Origin of the sequence: Flavobacterium swingsii (genome assembly GCF_900111965.1) — a bacterium.
Lineage (GTDB): Bacteria > Bacteroidota > Bacteroidia > Flavobacteriales > Flavobacteriaceae > Flavobacterium > Flavobacterium swingsii.
This window is the reverse complement of record NZ_FOJT01000001.1, coordinates 224,078-238,208: the sequence shown is the minus strand read 5'-3', so window position 1 is coordinate 238,208 and position 14,131 is coordinate 224,078. Positions and strand designations below refer to the sequence as shown.

The 14,131-nt window shown below is 33.2% G+C and carries 13 protein-coding genes; 7 read left to right on the top strand and 6 right to left on the bottom strand.

Annotated elements, in window-relative coordinates; all coding sequences use genetic code 11:
- Positions 1-111 precede the first annotated feature (111 nt).
- The 6 genes from BM053_RS01150 to BM053_RS01120 all read left to right on the top strand — a co-directional run bounded on the left by BM053_RS01150 (position 112) and on the right by BM053_RS01120 (position 5,697).
- Positions 112-1,035 carry an ABC transporter ATP-binding protein gene (locus BM053_RS01150; RefSeq protein WP_091473067.1) on the top strand — a complete coding sequence of 308 codons (924 nt, stop codon included), beginning with the start codon at positions 112-114 and terminating at the stop codon, positions 1,033-1,035.
- On the top strand, positions 1,035-2,339 hold the full coding sequence (locus BM053_RS01145; RefSeq protein WP_091473065.1) for an ABC transporter permease: 1,305 nt from the start codon (positions 1,035-1,037) through the stop codon (positions 2,337-2,339). Before BM053_RS01150 ends, BM053_RS01145 begins: the two co-directional genes overlap by 1 nt.
- A gap of 187 nt (positions 2,340-2,526) precedes the next feature.
- A complete protein-coding gene (locus BM053_RS01135; protein ID WP_091473061.1) occupies positions 2,527-3,690 on the top strand; it encodes a sigma-54-dependent transcriptional regulator in 1,164 nt (387 codons plus the stop codon).
- Between the two features lie 49 nt (positions 3,691-3,739).
- Entirely contained in the window at positions 3,740-4,393 is a 654-nt protein-coding gene (locus BM053_RS01130; RefSeq protein WP_091473059.1) for a DEAD/DEAH box helicase, read from the top strand.
- 18 nt (positions 4,394-4,411) lie between these two features.
- Positions 4,412-4,630: a putative signal transducing protein gene (locus BM053_RS01125; protein WP_091473057.1), complete on the top strand. Its 219-nt coding sequence runs from the start codon at positions 4,412-4,414 to the stop codon at positions 4,628-4,630.
- Positions 4,631-4,737: 107 nt separating this feature from the next.
- Positions 4,738-5,697 (top strand): Fic family protein, encoded by a 960-nt coding sequence (locus BM053_RS01120; protein ID WP_091473055.1) that lies wholly within the window; start codon positions 4,738-4,740, stop codon positions 5,695-5,697.
- Positions 5,698-5,707: 10 nt separating this feature from the next.
- On the opposite strand, the gene BM053_RS01115 is transcribed toward BM053_RS01120, so the two are convergent.
- Positions 5,708-6,193 (bottom strand): YqiA/YcfP family alpha/beta fold hydrolase, encoded by a 486-nt coding sequence (locus BM053_RS01115; protein WP_091473053.1) that lies wholly within the window; start codon positions 6,191-6,193, stop codon positions 5,708-5,710.
- Between the two features lie 131 nt (positions 6,194-6,324).
- Here BM053_RS01115 and BM053_RS01110 point away from each other — a divergent pair, with 131 nt between their 5' ends.
- Entirely contained in the window at positions 6,325-7,959 is a 1,635-nt protein-coding gene (locus BM053_RS01110) for an ABC-F family ATP-binding cassette domain-containing protein (protein ID WP_091473051.1), read from the top strand.
- Between the two features lie 77 nt (positions 7,960-8,036).
- On the opposite strand, the gene BM053_RS01105 is transcribed toward BM053_RS01110, so the two are convergent.
- The 5 genes from BM053_RS01105 to BM053_RS01085 all read right to left on the bottom strand — a co-directional run bounded on the left by BM053_RS01105 (position 8,037) and on the right by BM053_RS01085 (position 13,999).
- On the bottom strand, positions 8,037-8,954 hold the full coding sequence (locus BM053_RS01105; protein WP_091473049.1) for a hypothetical protein: 918 nt from the start codon (positions 8,952-8,954) through the stop codon (positions 8,037-8,039).
- Positions 8,955-8,957: 3 nt separating this feature from the next.
- Positions 8,958-10,856 (bottom strand): vWA domain-containing protein, encoded by a 1,899-nt coding sequence (locus BM053_RS01100; protein WP_091473048.1) that lies wholly within the window; start codon positions 10,854-10,856, stop codon positions 8,958-8,960.
- A 36-nt stretch (positions 10,857-10,892) separates the two neighbouring features.
- A complete protein-coding gene (locus BM053_RS01095; protein ID WP_091473046.1) occupies positions 10,893-11,837 on the bottom strand; it encodes a hypothetical protein in 945 nt (314 codons plus the stop codon).
- A gap of 1 nt (position 11,838) precedes the next feature.
- Positions 11,839-12,339, bottom strand: coding sequence for an RNA polymerase sigma factor (locus tag BM053_RS01090; protein WP_167357272.1), 501 nt, complete (start codon positions 12,337-12,339; stop codon positions 11,839-11,841).
- A 316-nt stretch (positions 12,340-12,655) separates the two neighbouring features.
- Positions 12,656-13,999, bottom strand: coding sequence for an RCC1 domain-containing protein (locus BM053_RS01085; protein WP_091473043.1), 1,344 nt, complete (start codon positions 13,997-13,999; stop codon positions 12,656-12,658).
- Positions 14,000-14,131: the final 132 nt, after the last annotated feature.

Here is a 14,131-nt window from a genome sequence, read left to right as displayed (position 1 = left end):
TAAATCTGCTTTTTTCTACTTATTAAAGAGTCAGAAAAAACTTAAATGAACTTATATGACTTATATGTTTCGAAAAAATAATCTTACATTTACACCAATCAATTTTCTACAATGAGTAATATTCTTGAAGTTAAAAATGTAGTCAAACAATACGGCGATTATACTGCCTTAAATAGTGTTTCATTACAAGTTCCTAAAGGTAGTATTTATGGGCTTTTGGGTCCAAATGGTGCTGGAAAAACCTCCTTAATTCGTATCATCAATCAAATTACAATGCCAGATAGTGGTGAGATAATTCTTGATGGCGAAAAATTATCACCGCATCACGTGCAACATATTGGTTATATGCCAGAAGAACGTGGTTTGTATAAAACAATGAAAGTTGGGGAACAATGTTTGTATCTCGCACAACTAAAAGGATTGTCTAAAACAGAAGCGCAAAAACAACTCAAATATTGGTTCGAAAAATTCGAAATTGAAGGTTGGTGGAACAAAAAAATTCAGGAACTATCCAAAGGAATGGCGCAAAAAGTACAGTTTGTAGTTACGGTTTTGCATCAACCTAAATTGTTGATTTTTGATGAACCATTTTCAGGGTTCGATCCTGTGAATGCAAATTTAATCAAAGACGAAATTTTAGAATTAAAGAAAAAAGGATCTACTATTATTTTCTCGACACATCGTATGGAAAGTGTCGAAGAACTATGCGACGATATTGCTTTAATACACAAATCGAATAAATTGATTGAAGGAAAACTGGAAGATGTAAAACGTCAGTACAGAAAAAATACGTTCCAAGTAGGAATTATGACAAACAATGTAGAAGGTTTAATGTATGATTTAACTCAGAAATTTACAGTAGGTCAAACGAATTTCAAATCGCTAAATGATGACTTGAAATTAGAAATAGATTTAGGAAATTCAACATCAAACGAATTGTTAAGTATTCTGACAAGTAGAGGTCAAGTAACTCATTTTGCAGAAAACATTCCGAGCGTAAACGATATATTTATTCAAACAGTAAGTCAGAAATAATGGGAGTATTATCATTGATCATAAAAAGAGAATTTATTGCAAAAGTTCGTAATAAATCATTTATTATAATGACTTTTTTGAGTCCATTACTAATCGTAGGATTGTCATTTTTTGTAGGCTATCTCGCTAGTATGAATAAAGATGAGGTAACAAAAATCGCTATTCATGACGAATCAGGAGTTTTAAAATCCGATTTCAAAAACACCAAACAAACCGCTTACGTCGATTTATCCGGAATGCCGTTACAATTGGCAAAAGATACTGCAAGCAAGAACTACGAAGGACTTATTTTTGTTCCAAAAGTAGCCGATATTCAGGAATTATCTTCTAAAGTTGAATATATTTCAGATGAAAGCCCAAGTATGGAATTCATCATGGGAATGGAAAAAGTAATCGATACCAAACTAACCAAAAATAATCTGACTACGATAGGTTTCGATTACGATAAAATCGAAAAAGCAAAAGTAGATTCTAACATTCATTTAACTAAATTTTCTGGAGAAGACACTATAAAAGGTATCAACGAAATGAAAATTATCATAGGTGGTTCATTTGGTTATCTAATTATGATGTTCATTATTATTTATGGAAATTTTGTAATGCGAAGTGTTATCGAAGAAAAAACATCTCGAATTATCGAAATCATCATCTCATCGGTAAAACCGTATCAACTAATGATGGGAAAAATCATAGGAAATTCATTAGCAGGAATTCTACAATTTGCCATTTGGGCAATCGTAGGAGCCATTTTGTTGTTTGGAGTTTCTGCATTTTTTGGTATTCAAACAGGAACACAAGCCAGCGTCGATCCAGCTATGATGAATGCTGTTCAGCATGAATTGGGAACAACAATGCAAAGTTACATCAAAGAAATTTTCAACTTACCATTAGGAACACTAATCACTTGTTTTGTAATATATTTCATAGGAGGTTATTTCCTTTATAGCTCATTTTACGCAGCTATCGGAGCCGCTGTCGATTCCGAAACTGATTCACAACAATTCTTATTGCCAATCATAATGCCACTTATGTTAGGTGTTTACATCGGATTTTTTACCGTAGTCAATGATCCGCACGGAACAGTAGCTACAGTCTTTTCAATGATTCCACTCACATCACCAATCGTAATGCTAATGCGAATCCCGTTTGGCGTGCCATGGTGGCAATTAGCGCTATCTATCACCATATTATTTGCAACATTCCTAGGCGTAGTCTGGTTTGCTTCAAAAATATATAGAATAGGAATCCTAATGTATGGCAAAAAACCAACATGGAAAGAATTATACAAATGGCTTAAATATTAGAATTAGGTAATTTGGAAAATCGGGAGCGAATCGCTCGGGCATTTTCAGCAAACCATATTCCTGCTGTCCGTTACAATCTTGTCTCGTCAAAAAAACGAGACAAGGATTTCCACTTCCATCAGGGCTAAAGAGAAATTTTTTCGTACTTTTGGCGATTAAAAGAATAACCGAATCAACAAAGAAACAGATGTCAAAAATCCTTATCATCGAAGACGAACCAGCAATCCGACGGGTATTAACCAAAATACTAACCGAAGAAAGCGATACATATATTGTTGACGAAGCTGAAGACGGCATACAAGGTCTGGAAAAAATAAAAAACGAAGACTACGATTTAGTTCTTTGTGATATCAAAATGCCAAAAATGGACGGTGTCGAGGTTCTTGAAGCCGCAAAAAAAATAAAACCCGAAATACAAATGGTTATGATTTCTGGTCACGGAGATCTAGAAACTGCTGTAAATACAATGCGTTTGGGTGCTTTCGATTATATATCAAAACCACCAGATTTAAACCGTCTGTTAAATACTGTTCGCAACGCTTTAGACAAAACGAAGTTGGTTGTAGAAAACAAAATTCTAAAAAAGAAAGTTTCTAAAAACTACGAAATGATAGGCGAGAGCCAACCCATCAATCATATAAAAGACATGATTGAAAAAGTAGCACTAACCGAAGCTCGTGTACTTATAACTGGACCAAATGGAACAGGAAAAGAACTCGTAGCGCATCAATTACACGAAAAAAGCGAAAGAGCAAATTTTCCTATAATTGAAGTAAACTGTGCAGCCATTCCATCAGAATTGATAGAAAGTGAATTATTTGGACACGTAAAAGGAGCGTTTACATCGGCAGTAAAAGACAGAGCAGGAAAATTTGAAGCCGCCGATGGTGGAACTATTTTTCTTGATGAAATAGGAGATATGAGTCTTTCGGCGCAAGCCAAGGTTTTAAGAGCTTTGCAAGAAAGTTTGATACAAAGAGTAGGAGCGGACAAAGACATCAAAGTAAATGTTCGTGTCGTAGCGGCAACCAATAAAGATTTAAAAGTAGAAATTGCCGAAGGTCGTTTCCGTGAGGATTTATACCATCGTTTGGCGGTAATTTTGATAAAAGTCCCAGCTTTAAATGAGCGTCGTGATGATATTCCGTTATTAATAGAATATTTCAATGATAAGATTGCCTCAGAACAAGGAAACTCATCAAAAAAATTCTCAAAACAAGCTATAAAATTATTACAAGAATATGATTGGACAGGAAATATTCGGGAACTAAGAAACGTAGTAGAACGCTTAATTATTTTAGGTGGAAACGAAATTTCTGAAGACGATGTAAAACTGTTTGCAAGTAAATAATAAATTAAAAGATTGAGAATTTTAATTTTTAATCTTTGAATCATAAAAAATGAAACTAAAGAAAATAAACGAAAACCTGCAACAAGCACTTATCGAAAACGGTCTAACCGAAGCCAATGAGTTGCAACAAGAAACATTTAGCACTATAAAAAGTGGTGCCGATGCAGTTGTAGTAGCGCCAAAAGGTTCTGGAAAATCGACAACAATAATTATTAATGTCATTCAGCGAATGGAGAAATCCATTGGTGAAAGTACCAGAGCGTTAATCATTGTTGAAAACAAAGAACGTGTTCTAGAAATGGAAGAAATGTTCTTAAAGTATGCAAAATATCATGATTTAAGCATTTTAGGAGTTCATGACAAAGGTGATATCGATTATGATAAAAACATCATTTCGTTAGGATTAGATGTACTTATTGGAACACCAAATAGGATAAATGCCATGTTTGCTTCGGCAGGATTTAATATTAGTACAGTAAAAATGTTTGTGGTCGATGATGCTGATATTCTTTTCAGAAACCGTATGGACGCTGTCATTCACCGTTTGTCAAATAGTATCGATAAAACACAGCGTCTTTTTTTTACAACCGATTTAACGGAAAGAGTAGAATCTCTGGCAGATAAAATAATGATAGAACCTTTGTTTTTCGAAATGGACGAAGAAGACGAAGATGAGGATGAAGAAGAAGAAAGCGAAGATTAATTTAAAATAAAATAGGATATGGGATTGATGAAAATATTTTCGGGAAGCGAAATTTTAGCACAAGCATTACAAGCAAAAATTGAAGCAGTTGGTGTAAATACAATTATAAAAAATAACATTCAATCGGCTAAATTAGCAGGTTTTGGTACTGCTGACCAAGCGGTAGAAGTTTTTATTCAAGAAATCGATTTTGGAAAAGCAAATCCAGTAATCGAAGAATTTAGAATGAGTATTTAAACATAAAAAAAGTCAAAATAATTATTTTGACTTTTTTTATGTTTAAATTTTTAATATCGGATAAAATAATTTTTTAATCTAACCGATATTAGTATATTTGTGGTGTTATGTGGAATATAAATAGAACATACTTGCCGGATTTTGAGTCAACTTTCGAAAGATTGTATGACAAACAAGCGATGCTTTCTAAAAACAGACCTTTGTCAAACAGTGCTTTAAGTAAAATTAAAGAAGCGCTTTCTGTCGAATGGACTTATAATTCGAATAGTATTGAAGGGAATACGCTGAGTTTACAGGAAACTCAAATGGTTCTCCAAGATGGAATCACTATAAGAGGAAAGTCACTTCGAGAACATTTTGAGGCTAAAAATCACGAAAAAGCTATCAATTATTTGTATTCTATTATCAATGAAGATTACAATTTGCGAAGCATCGATATTTTGTCTTTGCATGGTTATGTTTTAAGAACTATTGAAGATGATTTTGCAGGTCGAATTAGAAATGGTGGTGTTCGTATTTCAGGTGCAAATTTTGTTCCTCCAAATGCAAATAAGGTTTCAGATTTGTTAGATGAATTGGTCAATTTTATCAATACCAATCCATTAGGAATGAATGATATCGAGTTGGCTACTATTTTTCATCATAAGTTTGTTTGGATTCATCCTTTTTTTGATGGAAACGGTCGAACAGTTCGTCTGGCTATGAATTTATTATTGATGAAAAAAGGTTTTCCGCCAGCCATTATTCTTAAAAATGATCGAAAAAAATATTATGAAGCTCTCAATCAGGCTAATAATGGCAATTATCAAAAGTTAATTTTGCTTATGTGTCAGGCGCAAGAAAGAACGCTAAATATTTATTTGAATGCTTTACCTGATAACGAAGAGGAATACGATACGATTTCAAATATTGTAAGTGAGCCTAGTTCGCCTTATGGTCAGGAATATATTAGTTTGTTGGCACGTCAAGGAAAAATAGATGCTTATAAAGAAGGTCGAAATTGGCTTACTACAAAAAAAGCTATCGATAATTATATAGAAAATAGACAACGAAAAAGACTGCTGTAAAGTGGTCTTTTTATTTAAAAAACGAATTTACTTCGCTCTCAAAAACATCCAAAGGAATTCCATGACCCAATTCGCTGAGAAGGTGTAATCTGAAATTGTTTTTTAGCGGCAATAATTTCATGATAAAATTAAGATTATCTTTTGCCAAAATTACATCATCTTGGTTTCCAATTACAATTTGTAACAAATGATTGTGGTCGTCATTAATAATTGGAATATTTTGTAAAACAGAAGTCCGATAAGGCAAAGCTGGATTAAATAACAAAGCAGGAATTTGCATTAATTTGGAAAGATAAAAACCTGCAAAACCGCCCATACTACTGCCAATAATTGCATCTATATTTTGGTTTTTATATTCAGTATACAAAGTTTCAATCATGTTAGGATTTGCTCTGTAATCTAAATTTGGAGCAATAATATTTCCGAATGGTTCCAAAACAAGATTTTTTTCGTCGCTTAAATTACTGTCAAGTCCGTGCAGATAAAGAATGTTCATTGTTTTTAATATATTAAAAATCAAATATCCGAATTCTTTTTTTCATAATTCAAATTCATTTTTAAAATTGTCAAATTCCTTAATTAATCTATCTTTGCAGCTTCAAAAAAGCGATTAAAAAATAACCGAAAATGATTACAGTAAACGATATTTCCGTACAATTTGGCGGAACCACTTTATTTAGCGATGTTTCTTTTGCTATCAATGAAAATGACAAAATTGCCTTAATGGGTAAGAATGGTGCAGGAAAATCTACGTTATTAAAAATAATTTCGGGTCAAAGTAAACCATCAACAGGAAATGTGTCGGCTCCAAAAGACGCAGTCGTGGCCTATTTACCTCAGCATTTGCTAACTACCGATGGCGCTACGGTTATGGAAGAAACTTCGAAAGCATTCGGAGAAGTTTTTGCCATGAAAGCCGAAATCGACGAAATAAACGAGCAATTAACCGTTCGTACCGATTACGAAAGTGACGATTACATGAAATTGATTGAAAGAGTTTCGGACTTATCTGAGAAATTTTATGCTATCGAAGAAATAAATTATGAAGCCGAAGTTGAGAAAATTTTAACTGGTTTAGGATTTATGCGTGAAGATTTTACACGCCAAACTTCAGAGTTTTCTGGAGGTTGGAGAATGCGAATCGAACTAGCAAAAATCTTATTACAAAAACCAGATTTAATTTTATTAGATGAGCCAACCAATCACATGGATATCGAAAGTATCCAATGGTTAGAGGATTTCTTGATAAATTCTGCCAAAGCGGTTGTGGTAATTTCGCACGATAGAGCGTTTGTCGATAATATCACAAATCGTACTATCGAAGTCACGATGGGAAGAATTTACGACTATAAAGCAAAATATTCTCATTATTTAGAACTCAGAAAAGACCGAAGAATTCATCAGCAAAAAGCTTACGACGAGCAACAACGAATGATTGCCGATAACAGAACTTTTATCGACCGTTTCAAAGGAACATTTTCTAAAACTGATGCGGTTCAATCTCGTGTTAAAATGTTAGAAAAATTAGTTATTGTTCAGGTTGATGAGGTTGATACTTCTGCATTGAAACTTAAATTTCCACCAGCCGTTCGTTCAGGTCAATATCCTGTAGTTGTAAAAGATATGACGAAATCTTACGGGGATAAAGTTATTTTTCAAGACGCAAATATTGTTATAGAACGTGGCGAAAAAGTAGCTTTTGTGGGTAAAAATGGAGAAGGAAAATCGACCATGATTAAAGCCATAATGAAAGAAATTGAAATCAATTCTGGTTCGGTCGAAATCGGTCATAACTCTCAAATTGGTTATTTTGCTCAAAATCAAGCCTCATTATTAGACGAGAATGGTACCATATTTTCTACTATTGATGATATTGCCGTTGGTGATGTTCGTACCAAAATAAAAGATATTTTAGGAGCCTTTATGTTTCAAGGTGATGATATTACCAAAAAAGTAAAAGTACTTTCTGGTGGAGAAAAAACGCGTTTGGCAATGATAAAATTATTGCTAGAACCTGTTAATTTATTGATTCTAGATGAACCTTCTAATCATTTGGATATGAAAACCAAAGATATTATTAAAGAAGCGTTGCGTGATTTCGACGGAACATTAATTCTTGTTTCTCACGATCGTGATTTCTTGGACGGATTGGCAACCAAAGTTTTTGAATTTGGTAACAAGCGTGTCAAAGAGCATTTCGAAGATATTTCTGGTTTCTTAGCCCACAAGAAAATGGATAGTATGAGAGAAATTGAAAAATAATTAGGCAAAAGCCAAAAAGCATTAGCCAAAAGAAAAAAAGCCAATAGTTGTTATCAAAACTATTGGCTTTTTTCTTTTTATAAATTACTTTTCATTGCATTACTAACATCAGAGCCTCCCCATTCTACAAGAGTAAACCCTTTTCTTTCGGTTTTTCGTAGGATTTGTTCGGGAATTATTTTTGGTTTATCCAAAGCATAAAAATCCATAAAAACTCTAATTGACGTATCTGGTTTTGGAGTGATATTATTTTTAGAAATCACATCGTAATCATTATTTACACGAAAGTGAATAAAATTAAACTCATTCTTTTCTAAAATAGGAAGCCAATACTGAACAAAATCGTTGGTTTCAGTCGTGTTTAATCCAATATTTTCTAATTTTTGAATTAAAAAACTGGTTAAATCCTTTTTTGAAACCACAAATCCGCTTTTATAATCGTAATGACCTTCCGGAAAAATAATGTTTCCATCCCAAAACAATGAGTTATAAAAGCGATTCGTTTTTTTATCAAAAATACGACCATCGGGATACGCTGTTACTTGCCAATTATTTTCATATTTTGGGAAAGTAGTCAGCAATTGTCCTTTAAAATCTAAAACCAAATGAATGTTGGTTTTATGAGTTGGATAAAGATAAATGACTGGTTTTTTAACCATCATTTCATGTGGTCTTTGTTTCACTTTCAATGAAATATTTATTTCCTTCTGATTTTCAAAAACAACTTTTTGCGATATAAATCCGTTTAATGAAAACAATAAAACTTCATTTTTACGAACGCTAATTGTATAGTTTCCATTACCATCTGAAAGATTTTCTTCTCCGGAAGTTAAATTAACAACGTTAACATTCTGAAGAGTTACATCTTCACAATCGGTAATTTTGCTCGATAGTTTTACGGTTTTCTGATTTTCCTCTAAAGCAATAGTATCATTATTCTGGCTGAATATCGAAATACTAAATGCTAAGAGGAAAATTAAGATTAGATGTTTCATAATTTATAAATTATCGTAACTTTCTATTAATCTCACGAATTCGGCTTTGTAACCATCAGTATCATTTGATAAACCTTCTTTTGCGAGTTTTTTAATATCAACTAAAGATTTGTTTGAAATAAGTTTTGAATCTCTCAATTTCAATCCGAACCAAGCGACAGCGGTTGTGAATTTGAAATCATTGGTTGCATTTTCAGCTGCGTTCGATTTATTTTCAATAATCTGAACCATTTCGATACTTTTGTCGCCATCAGGTTTTTTGTAACGGAATTTTATGGTTGCCAGTTCGTCGTTAAAATTATTTCCTGTTGGTTCAACTTTTGTGTATTTTAATTCTGAACTTTCGTTGAAAAAATCACTGTTTGTTCCTGTTGGAATAATTTCATACAAAGCAGTTACCGTGTGGTTACTTCCTAATTCTCCAGCATCAATCGCATCGTTTTTGAAATCTTCTGGACGTAATTTTCTGTTTTCATAACCAATTAATCGGTACGATTGAACGTGTTTTGGATTGAATTCAATTTGAATTTTTACATCTTTAGCAATGGCAAACATCGAGCCTTTAAATTCTTTTCCTAAAAAGCGATTGGCTTCCTGAATGTTGTCGATGTAAGCATAGTTTCCGTTTCCTTTATCGGCTAAAGTTTCTAATTTGCTGTCTTTGTAATTACCCATTCCGTAACCCAAACAAGTTAAAAACACTCCTGATTTTCTTTTTTCTTCGATTAAAGTTTCCATATCTCCATTTGATGAAATCCCAACATTAAAATCGCCATCGGTAGCAAGAATTACACGATTATTTCCACCTTTAATGAAATTTTCTTCCGCAGTTTTATAAGCCAAAAGAATTCCTGCACCACCAGCCGTGCTACCACCAGCTTGTAATTTTTCTAAAGCATTGGTAATTGCTTGCTTGTTACTTCCAGAAGTTGGCGGCAAAACCAATCCGGCTGCTCCAGCATAAACTACAATAGCAACTTTATCTTCTTCGCGAAGTTGTTGGGTTAAAATTTTCATAGATTGAATTACCAATGGCAAACGATTTACAGAATTCATTGAACCTGAAACATCGACCAAGAAAACCAAGTTAGAAGCTGGTAAATTATCATTATCTATATTTTTTCCTTGCAAACCAATGCGAATCAGTTTGTTTTTCGCATTCCATGGACAGTCAGAATATTCTGTATTAATCGAAAATGGATGTTCATTTTTAGGTTGTGGATATTGGTATTTAAAGAAATTCATCATTTCTTCGACACGAACGGCATCTTTTGGAACCTTTTGCCCGTTGTTGATGAAACGGCGAATGTTGGTGTAAGACGCATTATCAACATCGATAGAAAAAGTAGAAAGTGGCGCTGTTTTTGGGCTTTCGAAAGCGTTTTCTATCAAACTGTTGTAATCTTCATCATTAGGATTTGGTTTTTGATTGTTATCGTGTTGCATATATTTCCCATCTTTTGAATCTATAGGGCGATTTGGAGATGAGACAACATTTGGATTTGCAGATTGATAAATTTCAGACGATTTAACAACTTGATAGCTTGAAGATACTGCATCTTGCTTTCTTTTAATTCCTAAACCTGTAACCACAACTTCTTCCAATTTTTGTTGATTATCCTGCATCCTAACATTAATAACATTTGAAGTGCCAACGACTCTAATCACATTGTTCATTCCCATAAAACTGTAAACTAATTTATCTCCAGCTTTCGCTTGGATTTTATAAGTTCCATCAAAATTTGTTGCAACGCCTCGTTGCGTTCCTTTTACCACGACGTTTACGCCAGGTAATGGTCCAGAAGCATCAGTTACAACTCCTGTAATTGTTTTGTCTTGCCCGAAAGTTAGGACAGAAATAAGCATAGCAATGCCTAACGAAATAGATTTTAAGCTTTTCATAATATAAATATTTAAGATTAATTTTGTGTTTTTTGCCTACTTTGGCGCTACTGGTTTTCCTGTTTTTGTGGTTATAATCACGACACCTTTTTTTCCTTTTTCGCCATAAATAGCGGTTGCATTTTCGTCTTGCAAGATTTTTATAGTTTTAATTTCTTGCTTGTTTAATGGTGCATAAGGACTGGTTGGATTTTTACCAAATAATGATTCTTCGGTATAATGAACTCCGTTAATAATATACAATGGTTCTTTTAAGTAAACCATTTCTACATTGTCTTTATTGATTTCAGACAGTGCTTTTTCAGATGATTTTTTCCTGCTTGTTATTACTGCTTTACCATCTACAACAATCAAAGGTGGATTTTGTGTTTGCGGAGCTTCACTTTTAGTGTTTTTATCATCTTCTGAATCTTGAGATGAACTGTGAACACCCATAGCATCAAAAACACGACCTTTTAATACATAATTGGTATTGTTACTTAAAGGTGCTGCAGCTGATTTTTTACTTCTTTCTGCTGTCGAATAAGCTTCAACAACCATTTCTTCTGCTATTTTATCCATTGGTGGATCTTCACAATTTCCGGCTGAAACAATTACGTTATTGGTTTCAATTTGTTTTTTGATGATTTTTTCGGCATTGGCTTTAATAATACTATTGTTTTCTTCGGTACTTACAATCGGATTTTCTTCTGTAATAGTTTCTGGTACAATTTCTTTTTTTGCATCAGAAACTACGATTTCGTTTTTAGGAGTCATTATTTGATCCTCAGTTTTCAAAAACTGAAACGCAATAATTCCCACTATAACTACCGAAGCTGCAACAGCCAATTTTCTCCAATTGTTGTTTTGTTTTTTGTAAACAACAGTATCGAGTTTTGCATCTACTCGCGACCAAATTTTCTCCATTTCGGGAAAGTCTTTGGTTTCTGCTTTTTGGGCAGCGTTTTTAAATTCTTCGAATATTTTATCTTGATTTTCCATTTTACTTTGCTTGTTTGTAATAAAGATTATTTACTAAATCTTTCAACTTGGTTTTTGCTACATTCAATTGTGATTTCGATGTGCCTTCAGAAATGTTCAACATAGTTGCTATTTCCTTGTGGCTGTAACCTTCAATAGCAAATAAATTAAAAATTGTTTTGCAGCCAGCAGGAATATAATCTAGCAATTTGAGTAAATCTTCTTCTTCCAAATGTGTGTTTGGCAAACTCTCAGGTTGTAGCTGAATCTTTGTGTCTTCAAGATATATATTGAAATTCACATTGCGTTTCAGCTGATGAAGACAGTTATTTACTGTAATTTTTCGAGCCCAAGCTTCAAAAGCACCAAGCTCTTTTAGCGTGTCTAACTTTGTGAAAATAGTATAAAAAGCATCGGCCAACACTTCTTCTATTTCTTCCTCTTTCTTCAGGTAACGCTTGCAAGTGCGATACAATTTTGGAGCCATAAGCTCGTACACCTCACGTTGTGCGTCTCGGTGCATTTTTTTGCAGGCTAATATTAAGTTTTCGTTTATCACAATTGATGTCTTTATACTAAAGAGACTATTTTTTATAAAAAGGTTGGGACGAAGGTAAAATATTTTTTTTAAGGCATTAGAAAAAAGGTAAAAGCCAATAGTTAAATGAGTTTTAACTATTGGCTTTTGTCTTTTACCTGACGACGTTTTTCGGCTTGGCGAAGTGTGGGATTTGGTATGCCTTAACTTTCGGTAAATCACAGAACACGAAAGGACAAAACAAAGTTTAAATTAAAGACTAAAGCTCACATTTTGGGAAACCGCTGTTGGCAGATGCCATTTAATCCATTTTTATTATTTTTCTAACTTTAATTCCTTCGCTTGTTATTACTTTAATTAAATAAATACCATTTTGAAAAGTATTTAAATCTAAATAATTTGTGTTTTTTCCGGACGTATTTGAAAAAACTATTCTACCATTCATATCGCTAACTTCAATAGTTAAAATTTCAACAATTTTCGAGCCCCCCACATTTATTATTCCAGATGTTGGATTAGGATAAACTATTAAATTATTAGAATCAACTTCAAACTCACTGTTTCCTAAAGTTGAACAATCAATGAAAGTATAGATGTGTTTTTCATTTATTGAATTATCACCAATTTGTCCATGATTATTGTTGCCTGTCCCTAAGATGGAATTGTCCGATTTAATTACGAATGAATGATAATATCCACTTGAAATATCAGACAAGTCTTGTGTCGTTCCAATTAATGTTGGAATGGCTCTTTCAGTCATGCTATTGTCTCCTAATTGACCATAATTATTGTGTCCAAAAGCATATAGTTCATGATTGTCTTTTATAACCAATGAATGAAAGCCTCCTGCTGAAACATTTAACCAGTTTGTTCCTACTTGTACAGGAATTAATTTATTGGTGTTGGAATTGTCTCCCAACTGGCCAAAAGTGTTTGACCCAAAAGACCATAAAGTAGTATTAGTTTTAATAGCTAAAGAATGATAATAACCTGCAGAAATTTTTGACCAATTAGTGTTAGTTCCAACTTGTACAGGAATGTTTTTATTTACTAAGCTATTGTCACCTAATTGTCCATCATTATTTAGTCCCCAAGACCAAAGTGTACCATCTGTTTTAATAGCTAAATTATGAGAATTTTGCGTACTTATTTCAGACCAATTCGTTGAGGTATCAACCTGAGTGGGTTGAATCGCAAAATTATTCGTACCGTTACCTATTTGTCCGAATGAATTATCACCCCATGCCCAAAGAGTTCCATTGTTTTTTAATGCTAAATTATGTGCAAAGCCTGCAGAAATTTTAAGCCAATCTGTATTAATACCTATTTGAGTTGGTGTTTGAGCAAATGGGTAAACCATCATTCCCCAAGCCCAAAGTGTACCATTTGATTTTAATGCAATAACATGACTTGATCCAGCAGAAACGTCAAGCCAGTTACTATCTGTACCTATTTGTGTTGGAATTAATTTATTCGTACTTGAATTTCCGCCTAATTGATAATGAATGTTATCACCCCAGCCCCATAAAGTTCCATCGTTTTTTATAGCTAAAGTAAAAAAATTACCAGTTGAAATTTTTGACCAACATTGTGATTGGATTAATTGGGAAACTAATAAAAAGGGAATTAATAAAATGTATTTCATAAAAAAGGTTTTCTCTTGGTTATTTTTTTGTTATGGTTTCTGCCAACGTCCTGCGGTTTCGCGAGGTTTGGGACTAAATTAAGATTTAATTTTTGGATAAATACAAATTTTAGAAATGCAAGACCAACTTAA